Source organism: Rhizobium sp. FY34 (assembly GCF_005222845.1).
GTDB lineage: Bacteria > Pseudomonadota > Alphaproteobacteria > Rhizobiales > Rhizobiaceae > Neorhizobium.
In genome coordinates, this window is the sequence record NZ_STFZ01000035.1 from 1 (window position 1) to 22,714 (window position 22,714).

General features: G+C 59.5%; 16 protein-coding genes, 1 tRNA gene and 5 pseudogenes. 15 read left to right on the forward strand and 7 right to left on the reverse strand.

Annotated elements, in window-relative coordinates; translation table 11 throughout:
* The first annotated feature begins 10 nt into the window (after positions 1–10).
* Positions 11–87: transfer RNA gene (locus E8M77_RS21055), tRNA-Met, on the forward strand.
* Here the strand turns inward: E8M77_RS21055 and E8M77_RS21060 are convergent.
* The 3 genes from E8M77_RS21060 to E8M77_RS21070 form a co-directional block, all read right to left on the reverse strand.
* The gene (locus E8M77_RS21060) at positions 44–1,894 is read right to left on the reverse strand and encodes a recombinase family protein (protein ID WP_137132615.1); all 1,851 of its coding nucleotides are present in this window, start codon (positions 1,892–1,894) and stop codon (positions 44–46) included. The two genes, E8M77_RS21055 and E8M77_RS21060, sit on opposite strands and share 44 nt — an antisense overlap.
* Positions 1,895–1,996: 102 nt before the next feature.
* Positions 1,997–3,091 carry a recombinase family protein gene (locus E8M77_RS21065; RefSeq protein ID WP_348639912.1) on the reverse strand — a complete coding sequence of 365 codons (1,095 nt, stop codon included), beginning with the start codon at positions 3,089–3,091 and terminating at the stop codon, positions 1,997–1,999.
* Entirely contained in the window at positions 3,030–3,809 is a 780-nt protein-coding gene (locus tag E8M77_RS21070; RefSeq protein ID WP_137132603.1) for a hypothetical protein, read from the reverse strand. Before E8M77_RS21070 ends, E8M77_RS21065 begins: the two co-directional genes overlap by 62 nt.
* Before the next feature lie 694 nt (positions 3,810–4,503).
* Between E8M77_RS21070 and E8M77_RS23965 the strand changes: the two genes are divergently transcribed.
* The 6 genes from E8M77_RS23965 (at position 4,504) to E8M77_RS21100 (ending at position 11,620) form a co-directional block, all read left to right on the forward strand.
* The gene (locus tag E8M77_RS23965) at positions 4,504–4,842 is read left to right on the forward strand and encodes a hypothetical protein (RefSeq protein WP_170975956.1); all 339 of its coding nucleotides are present in this window, start codon (positions 4,504–4,506) and stop codon (positions 4,840–4,842) included.
* Positions 4,843–5,533: 691 nt separating this feature from the next.
* Positions 5,534–6,748, forward strand: coding sequence for a hypothetical protein (locus tag E8M77_RS21080; protein ID WP_137132605.1), 1,215 nt, complete (start codon positions 5,534–5,536; stop codon positions 6,746–6,748).
* 339 nt (positions 6,749–7,087) lie between these two features.
* Positions 7,088–8,194: a hypothetical protein gene (locus tag E8M77_RS21085; RefSeq protein ID WP_137132606.1), complete on the forward strand. Its 1,107-nt coding sequence runs from the start codon at positions 7,088–7,090 to the stop codon at positions 8,192–8,194.
* 147 nt (positions 8,195–8,341) lie between these two features.
* A complete protein-coding gene (locus E8M77_RS21090; protein ID WP_137132607.1) occupies positions 8,342–8,845 on the forward strand; it encodes a hypothetical protein in 504 nt (167 codons plus the stop codon).
* Positions 8,838–10,805, forward strand: a complete 1,968-nt coding sequence (locus tag E8M77_RS21095; RefSeq protein WP_137132608.1) for an ATP-binding protein — start codon at positions 8,838–8,840, stop codon at positions 10,803–10,805. Before E8M77_RS21090 ends, E8M77_RS21095 begins: the two co-directional genes overlap by 8 nt.
* Entirely contained in the window at positions 10,802–11,620 is an 819-nt protein-coding gene (locus E8M77_RS21100) for an ATP-dependent Zn protease (RefSeq protein ID WP_137132609.1), read from the forward strand. Before E8M77_RS21095 ends, E8M77_RS21100 begins: the two co-directional genes overlap by 4 nt.
* Before the next feature lie 216 nt (positions 11,621–11,836).
* Here the strand turns inward: E8M77_RS21100 and E8M77_RS21105 are convergent.
* Together E8M77_RS21105 and E8M77_RS21110 are read right to left on the reverse strand one after the other, a co-directional pair.
* Positions 11,837–12,907 (reverse strand): annotated as a pseudogene (locus E8M77_RS21105) (ISL3 family transposase); the annotation flags it as partial.
* Between the two features lie 279 nt (positions 12,908–13,186).
* Positions 13,187–14,086, reverse strand: a complete 900-nt coding sequence (locus E8M77_RS21110) for a LysR family transcriptional regulator (protein ID WP_137132610.1) — start codon at positions 14,084–14,086, stop codon at positions 13,187–13,189.
* Between the two features lie 140 nt (positions 14,087–14,226).
* On the opposite strand from E8M77_RS21110, the gene E8M77_RS21115 reads away from it, so the two are divergent.
* The 7 genes and pseudogenes from E8M77_RS21115 to E8M77_RS21145 form a co-directional block, all read left to right on the forward strand.
* Complete coding sequence (locus E8M77_RS21115; RefSeq protein WP_137132611.1) at positions 14,227–15,072, forward strand: transporter substrate-binding domain-containing protein; 846 nt, start codon at positions 14,227–14,229, stop codon at positions 15,070–15,072.
* A gap of 90 nt (positions 15,073–15,162) precedes the next feature.
* Positions 15,163–15,927: an amino acid ABC transporter permease gene (locus E8M77_RS21120; protein ID WP_137132612.1), complete on the forward strand. Its 765-nt coding sequence runs from the start codon at positions 15,163–15,165 to the stop codon at positions 15,925–15,927.
* Entirely contained in the window at positions 15,927–16,811 is an 885-nt protein-coding gene (locus tag E8M77_RS21125; protein WP_170975957.1) for an amino acid ABC transporter permease, read from the forward strand. The genes E8M77_RS21120 and E8M77_RS21125 overlap by 1 nt, the downstream gene beginning before the upstream one ends.
* 11 nt (positions 16,812–16,822) lie before the next feature.
* Positions 16,823–17,581 carry an amino acid ABC transporter ATP-binding protein gene (locus tag E8M77_RS21130; RefSeq protein WP_137132613.1) on the forward strand — a complete coding sequence of 253 codons (759 nt, stop codon included), beginning with the start codon at positions 16,823–16,825 and terminating at the stop codon, positions 17,579–17,581.
* 12 nt (positions 17,582–17,593) lie between these two features.
* Positions 17,594–18,610 carry an N-acetyl-D-Glu racemase DgcA gene (gene dgcA, locus E8M77_RS21135; RefSeq protein WP_137132614.1) on the forward strand — a complete coding sequence of 339 codons (1,017 nt, stop codon included), beginning with the start codon at positions 17,594–17,596 and terminating at the stop codon, positions 18,608–18,610.
* 4 nt (positions 18,611–18,614) lie between these two features.
* Positions 18,615–19,469 carry a D-amino-acid transaminase gene (locus tag E8M77_RS21140; RefSeq protein ID WP_137132617.1) on the forward strand — a complete coding sequence of 285 codons (855 nt, stop codon included), beginning with the start codon at positions 18,615–18,617 and terminating at the stop codon, positions 19,467–19,469.
* Between the two features lie 114 nt (positions 19,470–19,583).
* Positions 19,584–19,770: pseudogene (locus E8M77_RS21145) on the forward strand (D-amino acid dehydrogenase); the annotation flags it as partial.
* 190 nt (positions 19,771–19,960) lie between these two features.
* Here the strand turns inward: E8M77_RS21145 and E8M77_RS21150 are convergent.
* A pseudogene (locus E8M77_RS21150) lies at positions 19,961–20,942 on the reverse strand (IS3 family transposase); the annotation flags it as partial.
* A gap of 67 nt (positions 20,943–21,009) precedes the next feature.
* Here E8M77_RS21150 and E8M77_RS21155 point away from each other — a divergent pair.
* Positions 21,010–22,061: pseudogene (locus tag E8M77_RS21155) on the forward strand (IS110 family transposase).
* A gap of 245 nt (positions 22,062–22,306) precedes the next feature.
* Here E8M77_RS21155 and E8M77_RS21160 read toward each other — a convergent pair.
* Positions 22,307–22,564 (reverse strand): annotated as a pseudogene (locus tag E8M77_RS21160) (transposase); the annotation flags it as partial.
* Positions 22,565–22,714: the final 150 nt, after the last annotated feature.

Here is a 22,714-nt window from a genome sequence, read left to right on the forward strand (position 1 = left end):
AAACAAATAACGCGGGGTGGAGCAGCCCGGTAGCTCGTCAGGCTCATAACCTGAAGGCCGCAGGTTCAAATCCTGCCCCCGCAACCACCGACACTTGTAAATTCGACCATTCCAGATATTTGCTTTTAAGCTCCTCACCATAACGGTCGAGGAGCTTTTTGCGTTTCTGCTCCGTATCGATCTCGCCAGACGCGATCCTGGCAACGAAATCGTTCTGCGCGGCGGCAACGAACTGCTGTTCCATCAGGTCCATGACATCCATCTGGGCGAAGATGGCGGCGATCAGTCCGTGGACCTGCAGGGATGCCGGCTGATGGCCGGGTGTCTTACCGATCACCACGGTCTGCACGAGCTGACCCACGATTGGCATCAAGCCACGCTTGGCATGTTCGTTTCCGTTCCCACGTGCCATCATCATGAGGTTGCGCATCCAGACTGCTGTCTGCTCCGGATTATGGCGTCGGCGGAGGTCTTCAATCTTCGCGAGCATATCGGGCTCGGATGTGTCGAACTCTGCAATCATCTTCGTCAGCGAAAGCCGGTCGTTCTCAAGTTTGTCGAGCGTGTCATCTAATGCCAGCAGTCGAGGTCGACCCTCGACGGCCCGGTCTGTGATCTGCTGGATGATGTTCTGCTGCTTGCGCTCCAGTTCGTTCAGATCCCGCTTGATCCGGTCCTGATCTGACTGCGGGCGTTTGAGCTTGGCCGTTTCGAAAGCGATCATCTGAGCCGAGAGCTTGTCGAAGATGCCTGTCGAGAAGAATGCGACGGGAAGGCAGTTGAGCACGCGCTCCTCGAGTTCGTGCCGGGTGATCGTCTTGCTGTTCCCGCAACAGGCGCCACCAAGCTCATCGATCGGCAGGCGCTTCTTGCGGTTCGTGCAGCTATAGCGATCCTTGCCCGAGATGGCGTAGGGTCCGCCGCACTCTTCACACTCAAGCATGCCGCTCAGAAGATACTCCGGCCGGTGTGTTGCGTTGAGCCGGTTGCTCTGCCCGAAATCGAACAGTTCGCCGACTTCTTTTTGCCGGTCTTTGACACGGCTCCACAGTTCGTCGGAGACGATGCGCATCTGCGGCACGTCGCTGAGCACCCATTCGGTGGCGTCGTTGGGTCGCGCGGTCCGCTTCTCCGTCGTCGGGTCCTTGCGGTTGTTTCGTTTGTTCCAGACCATGCGGCCGACATAGCTCTCATTGTTGAGGATGCCGGTGCCACGGCGGACATGTCCGCGGATGGCAGTGTCGCGCCATTTTTTGCCACGTGGACCGATAACGCTTTCGTTGTTCAGCAGTTGCGCGATGTCGCGTGGCGACATGCCGTCGGCGTAGAGCCTGAAAATCCGCCGGACGATCTCTGCCTTGTCAGGATCGATATCGCGCTGGCCGCGGATGCGGTCGCCCATCTCATCGCGCTGCTGCGAGAGCTTGTAGCCATAGGCGAGGCAAGTCGACGCCTTGCCCTTGCGCACAGCAGTCTTCATGCCTTCGCGCGTCCGGTAACGGATCTGTTCGACCATCTCGTGGCTGAGGGCTGCGCGCATCGCCAGTTCCAGGTCGGTAACAGGTGTGCCGGCGTGGACGGTCCAAAGCTCGACGTCACGGTAGCGAAGCTCCTTGAGGATTTTTGCACTGTGCTCCATGTCGCGCGACAGGCGATCGACGGTGACGCAGAGCACGACATCGGTGCGCTCGCGCTTGACATGCGAGATCAGGCTCTGAATCCCGGGGCGCGATTGATAGCTGGTTCCGCTGATGGCGGCGTCGGAATAGGTTGCAGCCAGTTTCCAACCCTGCCTCTTGACGAAGGCTTCGCCAAGTTCGATCTGGGTCTCGATCGAGACTTCGTGCTGGCGGTCGGTGGAGTAGCGGGCATAAAACACGACAGTCTTGGGCATGTGCTGAATTCCTTGTCAAACCTTGTCATTGTGAAACTGGCCGGCCGCGCCGGCCAGTTGATGCAGGTCTTCCCGGCCTGCTGTCAGAAAGCGATGCGGCGCTTAAGCCGCACGCCGCGCCGAGAATTCCTGGCGCAGCTTCACGCGGCGCCAGAGTTCATCGCTGACGATCTGCAGGGCCAGCGCGTAGTCGTGGTAGTCCCGGCCGGGCACCCAGGAGCGGCCGAGATAGCTGTCGTTGTTGAGGATGCCGGTTCCACGAGTACTGCTTCCGCGGATTGTGGCTTCACGCCACATCCGGCCGTGGGGGCTTGGGACCCCTTGCGTATTGAGGACTGCCGCAATTTTTGCCGGCGACATCCCGTCGGCGTACATCTGGAAAATCCGCAGGACGACGTCGGCGGCTTCGGGATCCAGGACCTTGAACCCGAAGATATACCGCCGATCGGCATTGTAGGCGCCCGTATAGCGGTATCCGTACGAGAGGCGGACAAGGTGTTCCACGTCATAGAGGTCATCGGGCTTCGCCTCGAAATGGCGACCACCTCCGAGCGGTCTACCCGGATCAGTGCAATAGTACTCGACCAGCTCCTTGGTCTTGATCCGCATGCCGGGGTCCGCCGCCCAAAGCTCGATGCCTTTGGCGTTGAGATCATGCAGCAGCCGTACTGCATCGGTGAAACTCGAGCACAGACGATCCAGCGTGTGGCAAAGGACGACATCGACGGATCCATGGTCAACCTCGTAAAGGAGTTTGTGGATACCGGGCTGCGCGGTGAAGACGACTTCGCCGATGTCTTCATCACGGCAAGTCAGGATCAGCTTCCAGCCCATCTCCTTGATGAAGATCTTGGCGAAATGCCTCTGGGTATCGAAGCACGCGTTGTGGATCGTGTTGGTGGCGTTGCGAGCGTAAAACAGGACACGTTTGGTCATCGGATAACTCCGTTTGAATGTGAAAACTGATGGGACATCGTAGCAAGCGGCGCCGGGCTTGGGAGCCCGGGCCCGCCACCAGGCCATCATGGCCCAGCGGCAGTTCGCGATTGGGGGCGCCGGAGGTGCGAGCGCGCCCAGACCAAGGGGATTGCTCATGGCAATAATTGCCGCGAGCAAGCTCGTCTCGTCGGCCTGGCTACTCGCCCATAGCTTTGCGGTAGGCCGCAGCCTCTTCGGTATCGCCGCGAAGGCGGCCATCCGAGTTCGGCCGCAGGATCAGGTCCTCGACACCATCCCGGCTTCCCAGCCAATACCAGCCGGCTTCGTCAGCGCGGACGATGAAAACTTCGTTCGGGGTGATCTTGACGCGGAGTGCTCCCGTCTCAGCCTTGATCGCCGCACGAAAAAGCCGGTCGACACTGCTGTTCGCACCCGCCTTTGCCGCGTTGGGTACCGGCTGCCTGGAGGCAATCGGCGAAGGTGCGATCCGCTTGGTCAGCACGAGGACGCGGCTGACCTTCTTGCGGCGGCCCTTCGCGTCGTCGATGTCGACTACCTCACCGCGGCTGAAGACATCGCAGAACACACCGCCGCTCACGGCAACGCAGTGCGTGCTGAGAAAAACAACGCAGGGGTGATCGCGCTCAGCGCCGGTACGGGCATTCAGATAAGCGGCGAGCGTCGGCTGGTCAGGAAGCAGGCGCCAGTGCCCGATGTATCCGTGCAAGCGGAGTGCCTGCTCGATCTCGTAACCGCGCGTTCTTTTGATCGGCGGGGTGTATGAGAGGTCGAGCCAGCGTGCGCCGTAGCGAACCTGACGGATGGAATCAGATGCCTGTGACGACGTCACGCCGGTGATGGAGGCGATGACAGCCGGTCCGGAATACAGACGAGACTTCGTATCCTTGACGGCGTCGTTGAGGTAACGGGGTTTGATTGCTCCGAGGGTGGGAGCAAGGGTGGTGGGTGTCTGCACGGTACTGTCCTTCGGGTCCAGAGTGGATTTGAAGGAATGCGCTTGCCACTACTGGATCCCTCAGGCGCCCGCTCGCCCTCGATCCCTCTTGAAATACCTGCTTAAAGCGCACCACACGGATAAGGTACTGCAGGCTGCGTCGATACAGTCGCTCATGGTACTGCCGGTCGTTTCCCGATACCGCGGCAGAGCACATATTGATTGTTACCACCTCTGCCTCACATCGGTGTGAGGAGCGGCGCCGGGAGTTGTTCTTGCGTTGTCCGTCCCAGGATGTCGTTTCCAAAAAAAACTTTGCTCCCAACTTCGTCCTTGCAAGAGGCTCCCGCTGGTGCGCATTCCGGCCTTGGCATTTGCCTCAGCTAACTGATCGTATGACTCGAGAAGAGCCAGCAATCAACAGGACCGCAGCAGCGCACGCGACTTTCTTTGTGATGATGCTGAAGAACAGATGAGCAATTCCATTAAAAGTTTACGGAGAGAGAAGCCACCGGTTGGTGCTTGTCTGGCCATTGCTCGTAGGCCTGTGGGCGTTCAGTGGTCATGCCAGCACGTCCATCAATCTTCTGGAAATCCGATTCAGGATCGAACGCCGTTTTATGAAGTAACGGGGGGAAACGTGTCAGAACTTGCAGACGCCGTCAGGCAATGACCGGCATCGGTTGATGACTGGAGAGGGGGATCGACAAGATGGATGATCTACGCGGCCTCAGGCTTCCTGATCGGGATCGTCCGGATGGAGAAGGTGAACTTTGCGGCGGAACGGCGACTGGCCCGTGCGGTACTTGGCGACGAGTTCCTCGAAGACCACATCGGACGCGTGCTCGTCAAAACCCTGTTCGACGAGCATCCTGACCACCCGATCCTGAAATTCCTCCAGAGCATCAGTCGCGCCCCTGGCTACCATGCTGGAGATTGCCATGAAGAGCGCCGTGCGCGCCACGTCATCGCGATCGGGGCGCTTGGCCTTGCGATCGGCCTCGCGCAGCTTTTGCTGACGCTCGCGCTGTTCGCGATTGCGAATCTCGTCTGACTTCCTTGGCACGATGCCGCTCCCATAGGCCTCTCAGCATGATTGCCAGACCGGCGTCTCACCGGCAATGCCGTATACCCGGAATCGGAAATCCCGGTTTATGAATCGTTCTCCCAGAGTTCTGAATCAAAGATGCGCAACTTGAGGTGAGTTGAGGGCACGTTGAGACAGGTCGAGATGACGTGTCCGGCACGAACGGCGTGCGATGAATCGATTGTTCAGTGTTCTGAATCAAAAACCCGGAACCTGGAATCAACGATGCGCAATTTGTTTCGACGTGCGGGCAACTCAAGAAGACGTCCCGGCGACCTTAAATCAAGCCAGCCGCGCTGTCTGACTGCGCCATGCCAGCGTGCCACCCGTCATCCACGCGCGACACGTACGGAGTGCCTGTAGATCGCGCGGTTCATCACTCGCCATCGCATCCCGACACGATATCGGTCGAAATGCCCTCCGAGAGGGCCGGAGCGCGGCTAAGTAACTTCCAAAGCAAAAATTATTTTGCATGATCAAAATGCGACGTTTTGAGCCTTCATTAGATGTATTGTGTGTATTAAAATAAGTAAATCAGAAGTTTGACTTAAGGAGTCTGGACTCGTTGTTTTGACATACCGGTTGATTGAGGCGATAATACATGTGTTCGATGTTGAATTCGTCGTACGATGCGTATCAGTAATCAACGAGGTTTATCATGAGTACCAGCCACTCCACCAAGACTACCCTGCCTGCCGCCTTCGCCCGTCACTATGAAAAGCTCGGGATCGACTCGAACCTTCGCGCTCGGCTCGAAACCAGTGCTTCCCGGATCTTCGATCTCGGCCGTCGCACCACCGAGCAGACGTTTGAAATTGGCAATCATCTGGATGAAGCCGCCGTACTTCTGTACGAGGGAGTCTTCGACAAGTGGGTCAAGAACCGCTGTGGCATCGCCCCTCGCACCGCGCGCGGTTACATGTCCGTCTTCCGTAATCTCAGTGACTTCCGGGACGAGTTGGTCGACCTGTCGGTCGGCCCTACCGCGCTCTTCCATCTCGCCCATGCAACGCATGAACAGATCCGGGAGGCGATCGCCCATGCGGAAGAGCATGGCCAGCTTCGGGTCTCCGACGTGAAAGACATTGTCGCCAATGGCGAGGAGGCTGAAGACAAGGGCGCTCGCAGAGACGTGTTCGCGGCGGGTGGTGTGACCGGATTGAAAGCGCTGATCGCGATCAAGACCCGCGATGGCCTTAAACTCCTCATCGCACGGATCAAGATGATCTGCGACATCATCAAGGCGGCGCTGGAAAAGCCGCGGGTCATCAAAGACACGCTGGCCAAGGAGATCAACGATCCTGCGTGCATTGCTCGTCTTGAGCTGGAAAACCTCGCCATGTTCGTCCAGCCGATCAATGACCCGCGGCGTAACGCCTGCCCGATCGAGTTCCCGAAGGATAGCGAGTGGGGCCGGGTGGCGGATGTGCTTGTAACACTCGGCGCGAAGGAAAACTGGCCAAAGATGGCCGAGTTGCGCGGCTGGCTTCATATGGAGGTGTTGCCGGTCCTTGAATGGGCGATCTCGAAGGATCGCAAGCCCAAGTGGCCGCTGGCACCGGCCGATGACCTGGTAGTCGTCGCAGCGGTCGGCGACGCGGCTGAACTGATGCCTGAAGCCGAAGCGGAACGGGTTGATGCTCCGGTCGAGGTCGATGCAAATCCGGATCGGTTTGCCGAGCGCTTCGGTGACGCTCTCGAGGCGGCGACGGGTGGCATGATGACGGTCAGCCGCGAAACGCCGAAGGTCCGCAAGCCGCTCGCGAAGGTTCCGCCATTGGCGCCGGAAGCCGCGGTTGGCGACTTTGTCGAAACGTCTGCGGACGAAACATCGATGGATGAAGCGTCCTCATCACCGGCCATGACGGCGTGAGGCGACCCACAATCCGGCAGGCCGTTTGACCGGCCTTCCAACCGAAGCTTGAAGGGCCGCCTGTCGGCCCTTTGTTTTGCCCGGCATTTGGCCGGGGGGTATTGCGGTCGTGGCGTCGGCTTTTGCACTATCCACGGATCTCCGCAATACGGCGGTCGTGAGCCCGGCGTTAACCTTGTTCCGGTCCTGTTCTCTTTTTTGCTGTGGGGTCCTTGAGCCCGGCCTCGGGTCCTGCCAGGTTGCGGACGTTCCGGATGGCCGGAACAAAGCGGCCCCTGCCGATGCGCTAACATCGACAAGGGCCTGACCCTCAAGCCTTCTTGCGAAAGGAATCGGGCTATGACCACGTTTACCTCCACGACCCCCACTGGGGAAGTTATTCGTTCTCTTCTTAACAGCGAAGCCGCCGCGGCTGCCGCATCCCGCCCGCGCCCGCTCGGCTTCGGCCGCAACGCGGTTCAGGCTGTGGCTTCAGTCCACGAGCCAGCGGTCCTGCGTCGTCATCCGCATCTCGTTCGCATCGCCGATGTCGAGGCCGATCTTGATCTGCTGATCGATCGCGCCATTGCTGCCATCGTCGATGGCGAGCCGACCGAAGACGAGATCCTTGGCCACTACGTCAACATCGCTTCGCTGGTGCGCGCCGTGTCGTTCCGGGAAGGCAAGTTGTTAGAGCAGGCGGTCGACCGCCTCGCCAAAGCGAACCCCAGCATCCTGGTCCTGACGCAGTCCTTGAAGCTGCCGCTCGTCAAAGCAGCGATGGAAGCCCTGTCCGGAAACGACTGGACCAGCCTTGATGGCGTAAAGCTCGATTGCGAGGCACCGGCGAAAGGTAGCTATACCCCGGACCTGATCATCGTGAACCGCGCCCGGCACACGGCATACATCCTCGACCTCAAGCGGTCACTCGCTTCCTACGGCGATACGAGCCGCCTCGAAGAGCTGAAGATCAAGATGATGGCCTCGGCCATGGTCTTGCCGGACTGGCTCTACAAGAACCACAAGCGCCTGATGGTCGATGCGGTGGAAGTCGCGATCGTCGATGGTGCCAGCCGCCCGAGCGATCATGCCCATGGTGTCTGGGCTCTGTCCGAGATTGACGACCTTCTGGAGATCGATGGTGTCGCCACCTGCATGGCAGAACTGCGCCTGCGCTTCGGTCGTCGTGTGCAGCAGCTTCTCGAAGTTGAGGCGCGCAAGGCGATCGGTGCGAACGAGCCGGCCATGACCGTTGCGGCCGAAGTGGTCGGCCCCTCGTCAGTCCCCATGCCCTCGCGGATCAACCTCAACGGGCCGAGCCGGACCTTCGAAGAAGACCAGGCTGCCCGCTCGGGTGATGATGATCTCGGCGAAGAAAATTTCGGGCCGTGCGAAGAGATCGAGGATGACGCGCCGAAGCCGATCTTCTTCCGCGTCGGCTATGCCCGTCGTCCGGCGGCGCACTGATCCAAGTGTCCTGATGGCCTGAACGCCGTGCCCTGACGCTCGCCGTCAGGCATTGGTCGTGACCGCCATGGCCAGTGGCCGTGGCTTTCTCATCCTTCCTTCATCTCATTGGCGCCGAACCTTAAGCGGTTCGGTCAAGGAGTTTCCATGTCTTCCGACACCCATCCGGATGTGCCACCGTGCATCCGTTGCGAGGCGATCTCGTCCGCTGCCTCATCGAACCTCGCCTGCCATCGCTCGCATTGCGCTGTCCTTCGCTATCCCGGAACCAGTCGTGTGAACACACCTGCCGACGATCCGGCTGCGCTGATCGGTTTGGCGCTCGGCCATGTTCGGGAGGGCGACTGTCTTACCGGCACCGTGCCGGATGCGATCACCGACCGACTGCGGGCGCATGCCGACAGCGGCAATCCGGCCTGCCGCCTGTTGCTCGATTGGCTCGCCGGGCGCAACCGCGATCTCGTGGCATCGTCTTCGCCGGATCCCGTCAAACTGTATCGCGCTACGTCCCGCCCCGGTCGCCGCATGATCCGAGAGCGCCGCCAGGCAGGGCCGGGCAGCTTGAAGCGGCGCAAGCCGACGACGACCCCGTCGCCCGATCCCAAAACGGCAATTATCGCCAGGACGACGGAGGGCCGGATCGATGAATAAGCTGTCCCGTCTGCTCGTCCGCCGCCTGGAGCGCATCGCCCGCCGCGAGGCGCAGCGCAACGCGCATCGCAATGGCCTGTTGCACATGAAGATCGTCGAGATCGGCGGCCATGTCATGCGCCGCTATGCACCGGCATTCGATACGTCCCGTCTGTCCGGAGATCGCGATCAGGATCTGGCGTGGCTACGCCGGAATTTTGGCGGCTACCTTCTGCCGCCGCCACAGCCATCCGACATCGTCGTCACCCAGGGCAGGCCTCCAGCATTCCTCGCGCCGTTTCCGTCCGGAGGGACGCAGGCCGGAACCGGTGAATACATGTCTGCCGCTGATCATGCGCACAGCGCGTACGCCGTCGGCCTGGTCGGCCGGGCGGGGAAGCCGCCACTGGTCAGCAACATCGTCGCCGCCCTCGTGCTTTCCCGTGCGATCGAAAACAGCAATCAGCCCTTCGCCAAGATCGCTCGCGCTGCTGCCATGTCGGCGCCAGTCGTTTCCCTGCATGCACCGATGGCAGGCTTCGAGCAGGCCATGCGGCGGCTGATCGAGGTGCCCGGCTTCATCCCTGGTGGCGCACTGACCGGCATTGATGGGGATTATGTCTACGACGACTCAAGCTTCGTAGGGTCGGGGAGTCCTGGTCGGACGTATATCCAGTTCATTGGAGACAACGTCCGGCGCATTGGCGGGGCGGCACTGCAGCGACGGTTGGTCAATGCCCTGACGCGTGACTATCCCGTTGTCGCGATCTCAGAAAAGTCGGAGTCCATTCCGTCCGAGATCACCATTGCCGCCGACATCGATCTGGCCACCGGCTGGCTCGATTACGCGTTCGTCAGTACGATGATCGAAGCCATGCATGGCGCCAGCGGTATCGCCGCGCTGGAGCAGTGGCGACAAGCCTACGATGCGCATTACCTGACGATCGATGATGTCGTGCTCGCCTTCCGGCCTGGGCGGAGTGCCCCTGAAGTGATCGCGGTGCTGGCGTCGCTCACCGAGCGCAATCGCATCGCTGCCCGGGATGGCGATGAGGGCGAAGACGATCCGGCTTCCGCAGACACCGGCAAGGCATCGAAACCGAAGCAGGGTGCGGCCTCGTCAGAGAAAACCTCGTCCGGAAAGGACAGCGGCGGTGGTTGGAAGCGTGACAAGCCATCCGGCGCCGAGGTCATTCAGCCGGAGCCGATGAATGAAGCCATTGCGCCCGGCCGCCCGTCGCTGACGGTCGAAACGCTGTCCGGCTACGGCAAGGCCAGGACCTGGGCACTGGATCTAAAAGTGGATCTGGCCGACTACCGGGCAGGCTCGCTTGCCTGGGCGGACATGAGCACCAAACTTCTGCTCTACGGTCCGTCGGGGACCGGCAAGACGACGTTTGCCCGGGCGCTGTGCAATAGCTTGCAGGTTCCCTTGGTTGTCACCTCGGTTTCCACCTGGCTGCAGGGCGGGCATCTCAACGATGTCATCGACAAGATGGCCAAGACCTTTGCCGAGGCGCGCGCGCTGGCGCCGTCGATCCTGTTCATCGACGAGATCGACGGCATCGGCAAACGGCAGCCAGCGGAGCAGGAGTACGGCGACTACTGGAATACTGTCGTCAACAAAGCGCTCGAACTGCTCGATGGTGTGGTGAAGAGCGAAGGCCTGGTCATCGTCGGTGCCACCAATCGGCCGGACCAGATCGATGACGCGATAAAGCGCTCGGGGCGACTGGAGACCCACATCGAAATCCCCATGCCCGATGTCGCCACGCTCGCGGAAATCTTTGCCCACCATCTCGGTGATGATGTTGCGGCACTGGTCAGCGAGGCTGGGTCGAAGAGCACTGACGCCGGGGAGAGATGTTCAAAGGATGCCGGCGCTTTGACCGAAGAACCGTCGGTGTTCGACGGGCAGGCCGATAACAACGATGATGACGAACCTCGTTCCGACGAAGTCCGGAAAGGAGCAGCAAAATGACCGCCACATCCACGCACATTGAACCCGCCATGCCTCACGCCGCCGTTCAGGCGGTCCTGAACCGGCTGGCGACCCGCGCCATGGGTTTGACAGGCGCCGACATTGAGCGGATCGTTCGCCAGGCACGGCTGAAGGCGCGTCGTGAGAAGCGGTCGATCCGTTACGAAGACATCGAGGAAGGCATCCGGATGGACCGGCCGATGGTCCCCTACGATCTGCGCTGGCGTTTTGCGATCCACGAGTCCGGCCATGCGGTCGTTCACTATGCTCTCAGGCTCGGTCCGATCCATGGCCTCAACATCGATACGGCAGCAGGTGGTGGCTACAGCCAGCTCGGCTTCACCGCATCCGGCAGTGACACGCTCGGCTATCGGGAGGACATGCTCGCCATGCTGATGGCGGGCAGGGCTGCCGAGCAGATCGTGGTCGGCAATGTCTCGGCGGGATCGGGTGGCTCCGATGACAGCGATCTGGCGCGGGCGACGAAGCTCGCGCTTGCAATTGAGCGCAGCCTCGGCTTCGGCGCCATCCAGCCGTTGCTCTACCGTGATGACAAGGATCCCACCGCTGTGCTCGATGGCAATCCGGATCTGGCGGCTCGCATTCATGCGCGGCTTGAGAAAGCGCTCGCACGGGCCGTCGAGGTTCTGAACGAAAACAGGGACGGACTTGATGCCTTGGTCAAGGCGCTGTTCGATGCCCAGGCGCTCGATGGAGTGGCGATAATCGAAATTATTAAAATATCATCAATACGGAGTAAATTTTGGGATCATGATAATAAAACAATCGATAAGGGAGACTTATTGATTGTATAGGCGGTGACCATTACAAATGTAATATTTGCCAGCCTATCCATTAGCGCTGAAAAACACCAAGAGGGCCACTTTGGCCCTCTCAGATTTTCCCGTCTCTGAAGTCGGCCACTTCAGCCATCGATTGAGGTGAACCCCAAGACGACGGCGATGACAAGCGACGCGATTGAGATCGCGAGCGACAACAGGCCGATACAGCCCTGAAAGCCTGGGTGACAACTCGCGCCACAACTGTGTGCCATTGCGGTGACCGGCACTCCATTGAGCATCGAGCCATGGCAGATAAATTTCGAGCGAGTTCTCCCGCACGCGGAACACGTCGGATCGCTGACCGCGTAGCACCCGCCTGACGAGGCCACGACTGTGCCCGGTGCGACGAACGATTTCTTTGATTGCAACACCGGACTTGGCCAAGTCCAGAATCGTGGTGTTTGTATCTTCTCGATGAAGATATCCCTGATACTGGATCTGCTCAGCGGCAGTCAGCAGCTCCGGATTGATCGTTGCGGACCCGATCGCTGTTCTGATCTGGCGCATGGAATTGCGGACGGCGTCGAGGAATGCCCGACTGGCGTTCTCCATCAAATGCCATCGATCGGCCACTTGGGTTGCCTCTGGCAGCGCCTTTGCCGTAGCAACGGCGTAGGCGCCGCCGCGGTCGCGGGCGACAATATTGATTTGATGCTGATCCGAAAGCCAGGCCTGAGCGGTTGCCGGCTCTCGGTCCGGCAGAAGTGCAATGGTTTTACGCCGTTCGAGATCGCAGATGATCGTCCCGTAGCGTTGATTGCGCTGCCACGCCCAGTCGTCGATGCCGATCACCGTTGGCGGAATGAAACGCGGGGTGCCTCGCCGTCGGACGACGCGCAACAAGGTGTCGTTGCTGACCGGCACCATCAGTCTGCGGGCGATAGTTGCCGCCGGTCGCCCACCCAAAGCAAGCCCGAGATGATGGACGATATGATCAAGCCGCGCAGTACGGCGCGCCCACGGCGCCAGGACATCTGCCTGGAAGCGCTCGGTAAAAATCCTTCGGTCACACAGCACTGCGTCACAGTGGAACCGGCGTGCGGCAATAACCAGTCGCACAGACTTTCCCGCGATGGGAAGATCCGTCAGGCGTCGATGATAACGACTGTGTATCCGCCCCGATCTTGTTCCGCAGCCTGGACAACCGCTGGATATATCCGTGGATCGGACAGTGAGTATGATCGCGTCGCCAGCAGAAGCTGTCTCAACGATGACAAAGCCTCGAGGCACGACTGCGGAGGGGCGAAGCGAATGAACCATGGCGCTGATTCCTTTTGCAAAACCAACGCCAGCCGACGCCCAGAATTCATCAAAAGTGAGTCAGAGCCAAAATTGGACGCCGATTACCCCGCTAATGGGGTCAATTTTGCACGCCGAAACACACTATTGCACAAGCCCTCGTCGACATTATCAGCCTCTTCTCCGTCGATGAATGCAGAAACTTCTTCAAAGCCGCAGGATATGAGGCTGAATAGATGCGACACGCTTTAATCTTCGGTCATGCAACGGGGAACGCCTGGGACAAACTTTGTGTGGCTGTCAAGGTTCGCGGAGATTTGACCAGAACCGTTCCAAAGCCACCGAACCGACTCCCTGTTTGCGGATAGCAAGGACGCTGAGGGTTACGGGCTGGTTGTCGATGAGGCAGAGTTCCTTCTGTTCTACTTCGCGATCTGCCGCGCTTTGCGGTAGCCAGCCGACCCCTTTTCCGGCAAGAATCATTCGCTTGACGGCTTCCGACATCGAGTTTTCGTAAGTCACCCGGAAACTATGCCCAGTTTTCTGCATGTCGAGCATGAGCTGGGCCTGCACTTTTCCAAGAAAGCAGTCCGCCGAATAGGCGACCAAGGGTAGATCCTGGTCACTGGGCCATATGGCTGGATCGACGAGCGGTTTTCCTTGCGAGTCCGCTTTGCTCACGAGGTAGAACGGGTCAAGTCTGATGATTTTCGAAGCGAATTGCCCGGTCTGCAAGACCGGTGGCCCGAGTTCGTGGGAGTAACAGAGGGCAATGTCGCATCGGCCGAGCGCAAGAGACTCCACGCAATCATAGAAGTCCGTCGCGTGCATGCGACTGATAAAGGGGCCGGCACGGCTTTCCATCTCCACCAGAAGGTTCGGAAAGATGCTGAGCGCAATCGTATGGAGCGCGCTGAAGGTGACCGCCTCGATGCCGGCACGCGCCTGCTGCCGGCACTCATCCCGAATGCGGTAGATCTCGCGCATCAGTTCGCGGCCGGATTCGAGGAACGTTTCGCCGGCGTTTGTCAGTTTGACCGGATAGGAGCTGCGGTCGACAAGCTCCGTGCCGATCCAGTTTTCCAGGGCGCGTATGCGACGGCTGAAGGCCGGTTGAGTGACGTGGCGGGCGGCCGCGGCGGTGGAGAAGTTCCTCACCGCCGCCAGCTCCATGAAGTCTTCCAGCCAATTCAGTTCCATGATGCACCATCATGCCATTTTTGCATAACCTATGGGAAAACGGCATTTGCCACAATGAAGTCGGCCTGCCAACTTGCCCTCAAGGACGGGAAACATCGTCCGCAACTATCTTTACAGAAGAACAAGAGGGTGAACGAAGCATGAGAAAGATTGCAAATCTATTGACCTCCGCTGCGGTGATCTGCTCCACGGCACTTGGTGGTCTCGGTCCGGCCTATGCGGCCTGCACGAACGACACATGGGGCAAGATCAAGGAGCGCGGCAAAATTGTCGTGGGCGTGAAATCCGACGCGAAGCCCTGGGGCTTTATCGATACCAACGGCAAGCTCGTCGGCATGGAAGCAGACATGGCCAAGGAGGTGGCCGACACGATCGGCGTCGAACTCGAACTCGTCGGCGTCCAGTCCTCCAACCGCATGCAGTTTCTCGAACAGGGCAAGATCGACCTGATGATTGCCACGATGAGCGACCGCAAGGACCGTCGCGACATTGTGGGCGTGGTGCTGCCGAATTACTATACGTCGGGCACGAACATCATGGCGCCGAAGGCTCTCCGGATTAAGGAATGGTCACAGCTGAAGGACAAGCCGGTTTGTGGTTTGCAGGGCTCGTTCCACAACAAGGCGACGGAGGAGCGTTACGGCGCCAAGATCATCGCCTTCGACAACAATGCCGCTGCAAAGCAGGCCCTGCGCGACAAGAAGTGCATGGCCTGGGTGTTCGACGATTCCTCGATCGCTGCCGATCTGGCCTTGGGTGAATATGCCGACTATGAAATGCCGCTCAAGACCGAAAACGACAATCCCTGGGCGCTTGCCGTGCCGCTTGCGGAACGGGAATGCGTGTTCGGTCGGTTCATGTCTGGCATGCAGTTCAACTGGCTCCAGTCCGGTCACCTGAGCGAGCTCGAGAAGAAGTGGGGCATCCAGGAAAGCGCCTTTCTGAAAACGCAGCAGGATCGCTTCAAGGACTGGCTGGCCAAATAGCCCGGCACATTAGCCGCCACCCGAAACGTATGCCTCCGGTCGTTCTCCGGCGACCGGCGGCTGTCCCCCGTGCCTTGCGGATCAAGTACCATGATCGAGACCATCCAGAGCTTCTTCAGGGGGCTCGCGCAGACCCATCCGAAATGGAATTTCATCTTCTTCTACGAGCCGTCGCAATGGGCGCGCATCGTGAGCGGTCTTTCCGTGACGATCGAGCTTTCTGTCGCCTGTATCGCGCTCAGCCTCGTCATCGGCATCCTGGGGGCGTGGGCTCAAGGTTCACCGTCGCCCTTCCTGCGTTGGCTGACGCAGGGCTATATCCAACTCTTTCGCAACACGCCGCCGATGATCCAGCTGCTGTTCTTCTACTTCGCCCTCGGTCAGTTCACGCCCACGATCACCGGGCCGGACGGCTGGACTGAGGAGCCTGTCATGTCGAATATCGGATGGGCGATGGTCTCTCTGTCCTTTTTTGCCGGCGCCTTCAATGTCGAAATCTTTCGGGCCGGTATCGAGGCCATCCCTCAGACGACGAAAGAGGCCTGCGAGGCGCTCGGCATGAACAGGCTGCAGACCTATGCCTATGTCGTGCTGCCGCTTGCGCTGCGCGTGAGCCTTCCGGCGCTCAACAACAACCTGGTCAACCTCGTGAAGACAACGACGCAGGCGATCGCCATCGCCGTGCCGGAACTGCTTTACCAGATGGTCTCGATCTGGAACGATTACGCCTCGGCACAGAACGCCGCGATGACGGTGCTGTTCGTCACCTACATCCTTCTCGTCGGGGCGCTCGCCTTCGCGATGAACCGCTGGGAGCGTACTCTCCACATCCCCGGCTTCGGTGGAGGTCGATAATGTCCGATATCGCCAAGTTTCCGCCCCGTGAGCGCCATTCCGATCTTGCGGTTCTGTTGCCGCTAAGCGCGTCGGCGCCAGATGCGCTGGGCTTATCGCGGTGGCTCGCCTCAATGCCGGGTTGGGTGCTTCCCGCCTTGACGACGGTCCTCGTGTTTTGGCCGGTCTACGCGATGGCGCAGTCGACCTTCACGACGGAGCGCTTGCTCTCGACCCTCCTGAAATGGATGCCGCTGCTCGTCACAAAGGGTTTCGTCCTCAACATCCTCATCAGCTTCCTGACGATGGTGTTCGGCACGATCGCCGGCATCTTTCTCGGACTGGGACGCGTTTCGCACAGCCGTTTCGTGCGCCTCGTCTCCTGGCTCATGGTCCAGTTGTTCCGCAATTCGCCCTGGCTGGTCCTGCTCTTCGTCGTCATGCTCTCACTGCCCTTCGAGATTCGGATCGCCGGCACGATCGTTCCGGTTCCGGATTGGATGAAGGCGGTGTTCGGGCTTAGCCTGCCGGTCATGGCGAACATCGCCGAGATTGTCCGCGGCGCCATTCGCTCGGTCCCGAGTGGCCAGTGGGAGGCGGCTGAATCGCTTGCCTTCAGCCGCACCCAGACCCTTTGGCAGATCATCCTCCCCCAATGTTTCAAGCGAATGATCCCGCCGTGGATGAACTGGTATGCCATCATGACCATGGCGACGCCGCTGGTCTCCCTGCTCGGCGTGACGGAAATCATTACGCTCACGCGCCAGGCCATGGAGGCAGAAGGCAATCATCCGTCGCTCTTGGTTCCCTTCTACGGCTTCGCGCTCATCATCTTCTTTGCCTATTGCTACCCCATCGCCCGCCTGACGATGTCGCTTGAAAAGCGCTTCGCGGTAAAACTCTGAAGGAGCCGCCAATGAGCGACAATTCTCCCTGGACGGCCGACCAGCCGATCGTGTCGATCAAGAATGTGCGCAAATCCTATGGCGAGTTCGAAGTGCTGAAGGGCGTTTCGTTCGACATCATGAAGGGTGACGTCATCTGCATCATCGGTCCGTCGGGATCGGGCAAATCGACGCTGATCCGCTGCATCAATGCGCTTGCAGATATTCAGGATGGCTCGATCAAGGTCGAGGGTCAGGAGGTCCATGATGCGAAGCTCGACAAGCTGGCCTTGCGTCGCAAGGTCGGCATGGTTTTCCAGCAATACAACCTCTTTCCGCATAAGACAGCTCTGCAGAACGTAATGATGGCGCCGCTCAAGGTGCTTGGCCAACAGAAAAAGGACGTGGAAATGCGCGCCCGGGCGCTCCTGAAGAAGGTACGGCTCGAGGGCAAGGAGAACGCCTATCCCGGCGAATTGTCCGGCGGCCAGCAGCAGCGTGTGGCGATCGCCCGCTCGCTTGCGATGCAACCCGACGTGATGCTCTTCGACGAAGTGACGGCGGCGCTTGATCCCGAGACGGTGAAGGAGGTGCTCATCACGATCAAGGAACTTGCCGCCGACGGCATGACCTGCATCCTCGTGACCCACGAGATGAGCTTTGCGCGCGAGGTGGCCGACCACATTTACTTCACCGATCGGGGTGTGATCGTCGAACATGGTCCACCCTCGACCTTCTTCGACAATGCGCAGGATCCGCGAACGAAGGCTTTCCTCGGACAAATCCTTTGAGGCTCGAAGGCGATGATCGAGATACACAATCCACACCTACCGGGCGCCGGCCTTTCGCTGCACGTCACGGAAGACCGCTTCCCAGTCGCCGGTGCCTTCGCCTTGTCGCGCGGAGCGCGGACTGAGATCCGCGTCGTCAGGGTTGAACTGCGCGATGGCGAGGTTTGCGGACGCGGTGAATCCAGACCCAGCGGACGCGATGGCGAAACCGTTCAGGACGTGATCGGTGTGATCCAGTCGATCGAACCGGACTTGCGGAATGGGCTTGATCGGACCGCGTTGCAAATGCGGCTGCCGGCCGGTGCGGCGCGCAATGCGCTCGATTGCGCGTTCTGGGACCTTGAGGCGAAGAAAAGGGGAGTTTTGGCATGGCAATTGGCTGGCCTTGCACCGCCTTTGCGATTGAACACCGCCTATACGCTTTCCCTCGCCTCACCGGATGTCCTGCGGAAAGCGGCGGCGAGGAATTCCCATCGCCCGTTGATAAAGGTTCAACTGGGCTCTGAAGCCGATTTGGCGCGTATTGAGGCCGTGCGTGCGGGAGCGCCGCACTCCACACTGATCGCCGATGCCAATGGAAGCTGGACTCTCGAACGATATCTCAGTCTCGCGCCGGAATTCGCGCGGCTTGGGGTCGTCATGGTGGAGCAGCCTTTGCCTGCGAATGCCGATGCCGGCCTGGCGCACATCGAACGCCCGGTCCCGGTTTGCGCCGACGAGGGCTGCCGTGACCGGCATTCCCTTGAGGGGCTGAACGGCAAATATGATGTTGTCAACATTAAGCTCGACAAGGCCGGTGGGCTCACGGAGGCGCTTGAACTCAAGCGGCACGCCCTGGCAGCAGGCTTCGACATCATGGTCGGCTGCACACTCGGCACGTCGCTTGCCATGGCGCCTGCCTTTCTGCTGGCTCAGGACGCCAGGTATGTCGATCTCGACGGCCCACTGCTGCTCGCGAAAGACCGGGACACTCCAATCCACTTCGAAGGCTCACTCATGGAGCCACCATCTGCATCTCTCTGGGGTTGATCTTATGCGCCAAGTTTATGTCAATGGAGACTATCTGCCTGAAACCGAGGCAAGGGTTTCCGTCTTCGATCGCGGGTTTTTGTTCGCCGACGCCGTCTATGAGGTGACGCTTGTGCTCGAAGGCAAACTCGTGGATTTTGCAGGCCATATGCGCCGCCTGCGCCGGTCGCTCGGTGAGCTGGGCATGGCCTTCGCTTTGACGGATGCAGATCTGCTCGAAATCCACCGCGAACTGATCCGGCGCAACGATATAGAAGAAGGCTTGGTTTACCTGCAGGTGACGCGTGGTGCCGCCGATCGCGACTTTCTCTTTCCCGCCGAAGAAACACCGAACACCGTGGTGCTCTTCACGCAAAAGAAATCACTTCTCGACAGCCCGCTGGCGGAGCGCGGCCAGCATATCGTGACCGTCGAGGACCTGCGGTGGCGGCGCTGCGACATCAAGACCGTGCAACTCCTTTATCCCTCGATGGCAAAAATGGAGGCCAAGTCACGGGGCGCTGACGATGCGTGGCTGGTCAAGGACGGCTATGTGACGGAAGGCTCATCGAACAACGCCTATATCATCACGCCGGATGGAACGGTTGTGACCAGAGATCTGTCGACTGATATCCTGCACGGTATCACGCGCCAGGCCGTTCTCCAATGCGCGGAGGATCTTCAGCTGAGGATCGAGGAACGACCCTTCACGGTCGAGGAGGCCGAGAATGCGGTAGAAGCTTTTTCGACCTCGGCCTCTGGTCTGGTTAATCCGGTCGTGATGATCAACGGCCACGAGGTCGGCCGCGGAAAGCCGGGGCCGATCGCGGCCCGGCTTCGGCAGATCTACATCGAGCGCAGCCGGGCTTCTGCGGTCTAGCAACGCCAATCGTGCGCCGACCGGCTTTCGCGCCGCGTCTTTTGGATTATCGAGGGAAACATGAAGGTCATCGTTCTCGGCGCGGGCGTCATCGGCGTCACGACGGCTAACTAGCTGGCGAAGGCAGCCACCAGGTAACCGTCATCGACCGGCAGCCAGGCCCGGCGCTGGAAACCAGCGTCGCCACTGCAGGAGAGATCTCCTTCGGCTATTGTTCTCCTTGGGCAGCGCTGGAATCCCGCTAAAGGCACTGAAGTGGATGCTCATGAAGCATGTGCCGCTCATCCTCCGACCCAAAGTCGGGGCCGCATTTCGGCCTGCCATGAGATTGAGTTCTCTGCATCCGCCGAATGACTCTCACAACCGTACCCGTCAGTGCCGGGTGCTGTCTGTGACGAATCTACTTTGCAAAGCGGTGGACATTTCAACTTCACAGCCACAGACCGGTTCTATGGGCGCTGGAAGTGGGTTTCATACAAGTCTCTATGCAATCAGGCCCCCGCAACCAAACATTCCAGTGATAACAAATCGCGCGCATCAGCCTCCCCAACCGAGATGAGAGCCTCGGCGGTTTTTGATACGCCAAATGGCGCGATGGGAGCAACCGGCGGAAGCGCGAAGCTTTCATCTTGCGTAGTGTTGGAGCCGGTTGCGGCGATGGTCCCGGCATAGGTTGCCGGAGTCTGGTATCCGAGCGATGAGTGCGACCGGAAATGATTGTAGTCGTCGGCCCATTCGGCAATGGCGCTGCGGGCATGATCGAGACCGAAGAACAGGCTCTCGTTGAGCAACTCGTCGCGCATGCGGCCGTTGAAACTCTCGACATATCCATTCTGCATCGGTCTTCCCGGCGCGATGTAGTGCCATTCAACCTTGTGATCCTTCGACCAGGCAAGGATGGCATTCGAGGTCAGTTCGGTCCCATTGTCGGAGACAATCATGCCGGGCTTGCCGCGCCGTTCGACCAGCGTCGTCAGTTCGCGAGCAACACGACGGCCAGAGATTGACGTATCTGGGATCGCCGCCAGGCATTCGCGCGTTACGTCATCGACAACGTTGAGCACGCGGAAGCGTCTGCCGCAGGCGAACTGATCGTGGACGAAATCCAGCGACCAGCGGGCGTTTGCCTTTGCTTCGACGAGGATCGGCGCACGCGTGCCGACGGCGCGACGCCTGGCTTTGCGCTTGCGGACAGAAAGTCCTTCCTCACGATAAAGGCGGTAGATGCGATTGACGCCGGACGGCTCTCCATCACGCCGAAGCAGGATGAACAGCCGTCGGTATCCGAAACGCCGCCGCTCATTGGCCAGATCGCGCAGCTTCGCTCGTAAGCTCGACTTCCGGCGGTCGGCAGGATCGGTAGCGTACCATCTTGCGGTCAGCCGATATAATCTGGCAGGCCCGCCGTTCCGAAAGTCCCATGACGGCCTTCAGATGCGCGACGGCGTCACGCTTGGCGGCGGGCCCTACCATTAATGGGATGGTCCGCCTCGTCCTCCTGCCGCATCATGAGGCGGTCAAACCAAAGGAGGTTGTTGCTATGCCTAAACGCAATGTACCGCGTCCCGCGGCGGTCTATGGGATTGATATTGGGAAGAACATCTTCCACGTCGTCGCATTGGAGAGCGACGGTACAGTCGTCCAACGCGTTCGGTTCCGACGGGACACGTTGCTTCAGTTCTTCCAGAGGGCAGCACCGGCGATCGTCGGGATGGAATCTTGCGCAGGGTCTCAGTGGATCGCGAGGAGGATCCAGGCACTCGGTCACAAGGTACGGCTGATCCCAGCCCAGTTTGTGAAGCCATACGTCAAGCGAATAAGAGTGACATCATCGACGCGGAGGCGATCGCTGAGGCCGCCACGCGACCAACGATGCGATTTGCTGCACTCAAGACTGAGGAGCAGGCCGACCTCCAAGCCTTGCACCGGGTGCGTGACCAGATGATCGGCACACGAACCCGCTTGATAAACCAGATGCGGGCGTTCTGCCTCGAATATGGTGTGGCGCTACGGCAGGGTGCAGGTCTGTTCAAGCTCGACCTGCCCGCAGCTCTCAAAGATCCAGCAAACGATCTTTCGCCGGCAATGCGCAAACTGCTCGACGATCTGTTTGACGATCTGCGTCAGTTGGAAAAGCGGATTGCTGATGTCACGCGCGAGATCGAAGCAATCGCTGATCGAGAGGATGCTGCACGTCGGCTCATGACAATCCCCGGGATCGGAGCTCTCGGTGCGACAGCACTGCTTGCTGCTATTGGAAACGGCAGACAGTTCCAGAAAGCGCGTGATCTGGCCGCATGGTTGGGCCTTGTGCCGCGAGAATACTCGACCGGAGGGAAGCAGAAGCTCCTCGGGATCAGCAAGCGAGGCAACCGGTATGTCCGTAAACTGCTGGTCCACGGTGCCCGATCCTGCTTCCGACACCTCGACCGAACAAAGGATCGACTGGGAAGCTGGCTGGATGGTCTTCAAGCCCGAATGCATCCAAACAAAGCTGTTGTCGCATTTGCCGCCAAAATGGCCCGGATCGTCTGGGTCGTCCTGACCAAGTCAGGAGCGCTCTACGAACGCAGAGACCCTGCCTTCACCTGACGCTCCTGGTTCGATTGCAAGGCTCGGGAATAGTGATGACGAAACAGTGGATCAACACGCCGTAAGCCCTGTCCAAAAAAGCGGGCTTTCGTGCCCGAACCATTTATTGGGAACGGCGTGTGCGGATCTCATCATGGCCTGGCTGCAACCGCAGCCCACTCGCGAGAGGCCGGATACATTTATGCAACTGGAATCATCATTTACGATGTCGCGAACCCTTGCACGGACGAGGCGGACCATACATTTTTTGAAAGAAGCTCGCGAAGCGCGGCAACATCCAACATCTGCTCGGCCAGCAGTTTCTTCAACTTGGCGTTCTCTTCCTCAAGCGCTGTCAGACGCTTCGCCTCGGAGACTTCCATGCCCCCGTATTTGGCTTTCCAGTTATAAAACGTCGCTTCTGAAATCCCGTGCTTGCGGCACAGGTCGGCCGCTTTCGCGCCAGCCTCCTGCTCCTTCAGAACCGCAATAATCTGCTCTTCCGTAAATCTCTGCTTCTTCATTCGTCCGTCCTTTGAATGGCCGGACTCTAATCAATTCTGGAGGAAATTCGCAGTGGCAGGTCATACGCGTCCTCATTGACTGCGACTCTTGGGCTTCCCAAACGGCAATGAATCAGAATCTCTGGTGCGAACTGCAAACCGGAGATTTAC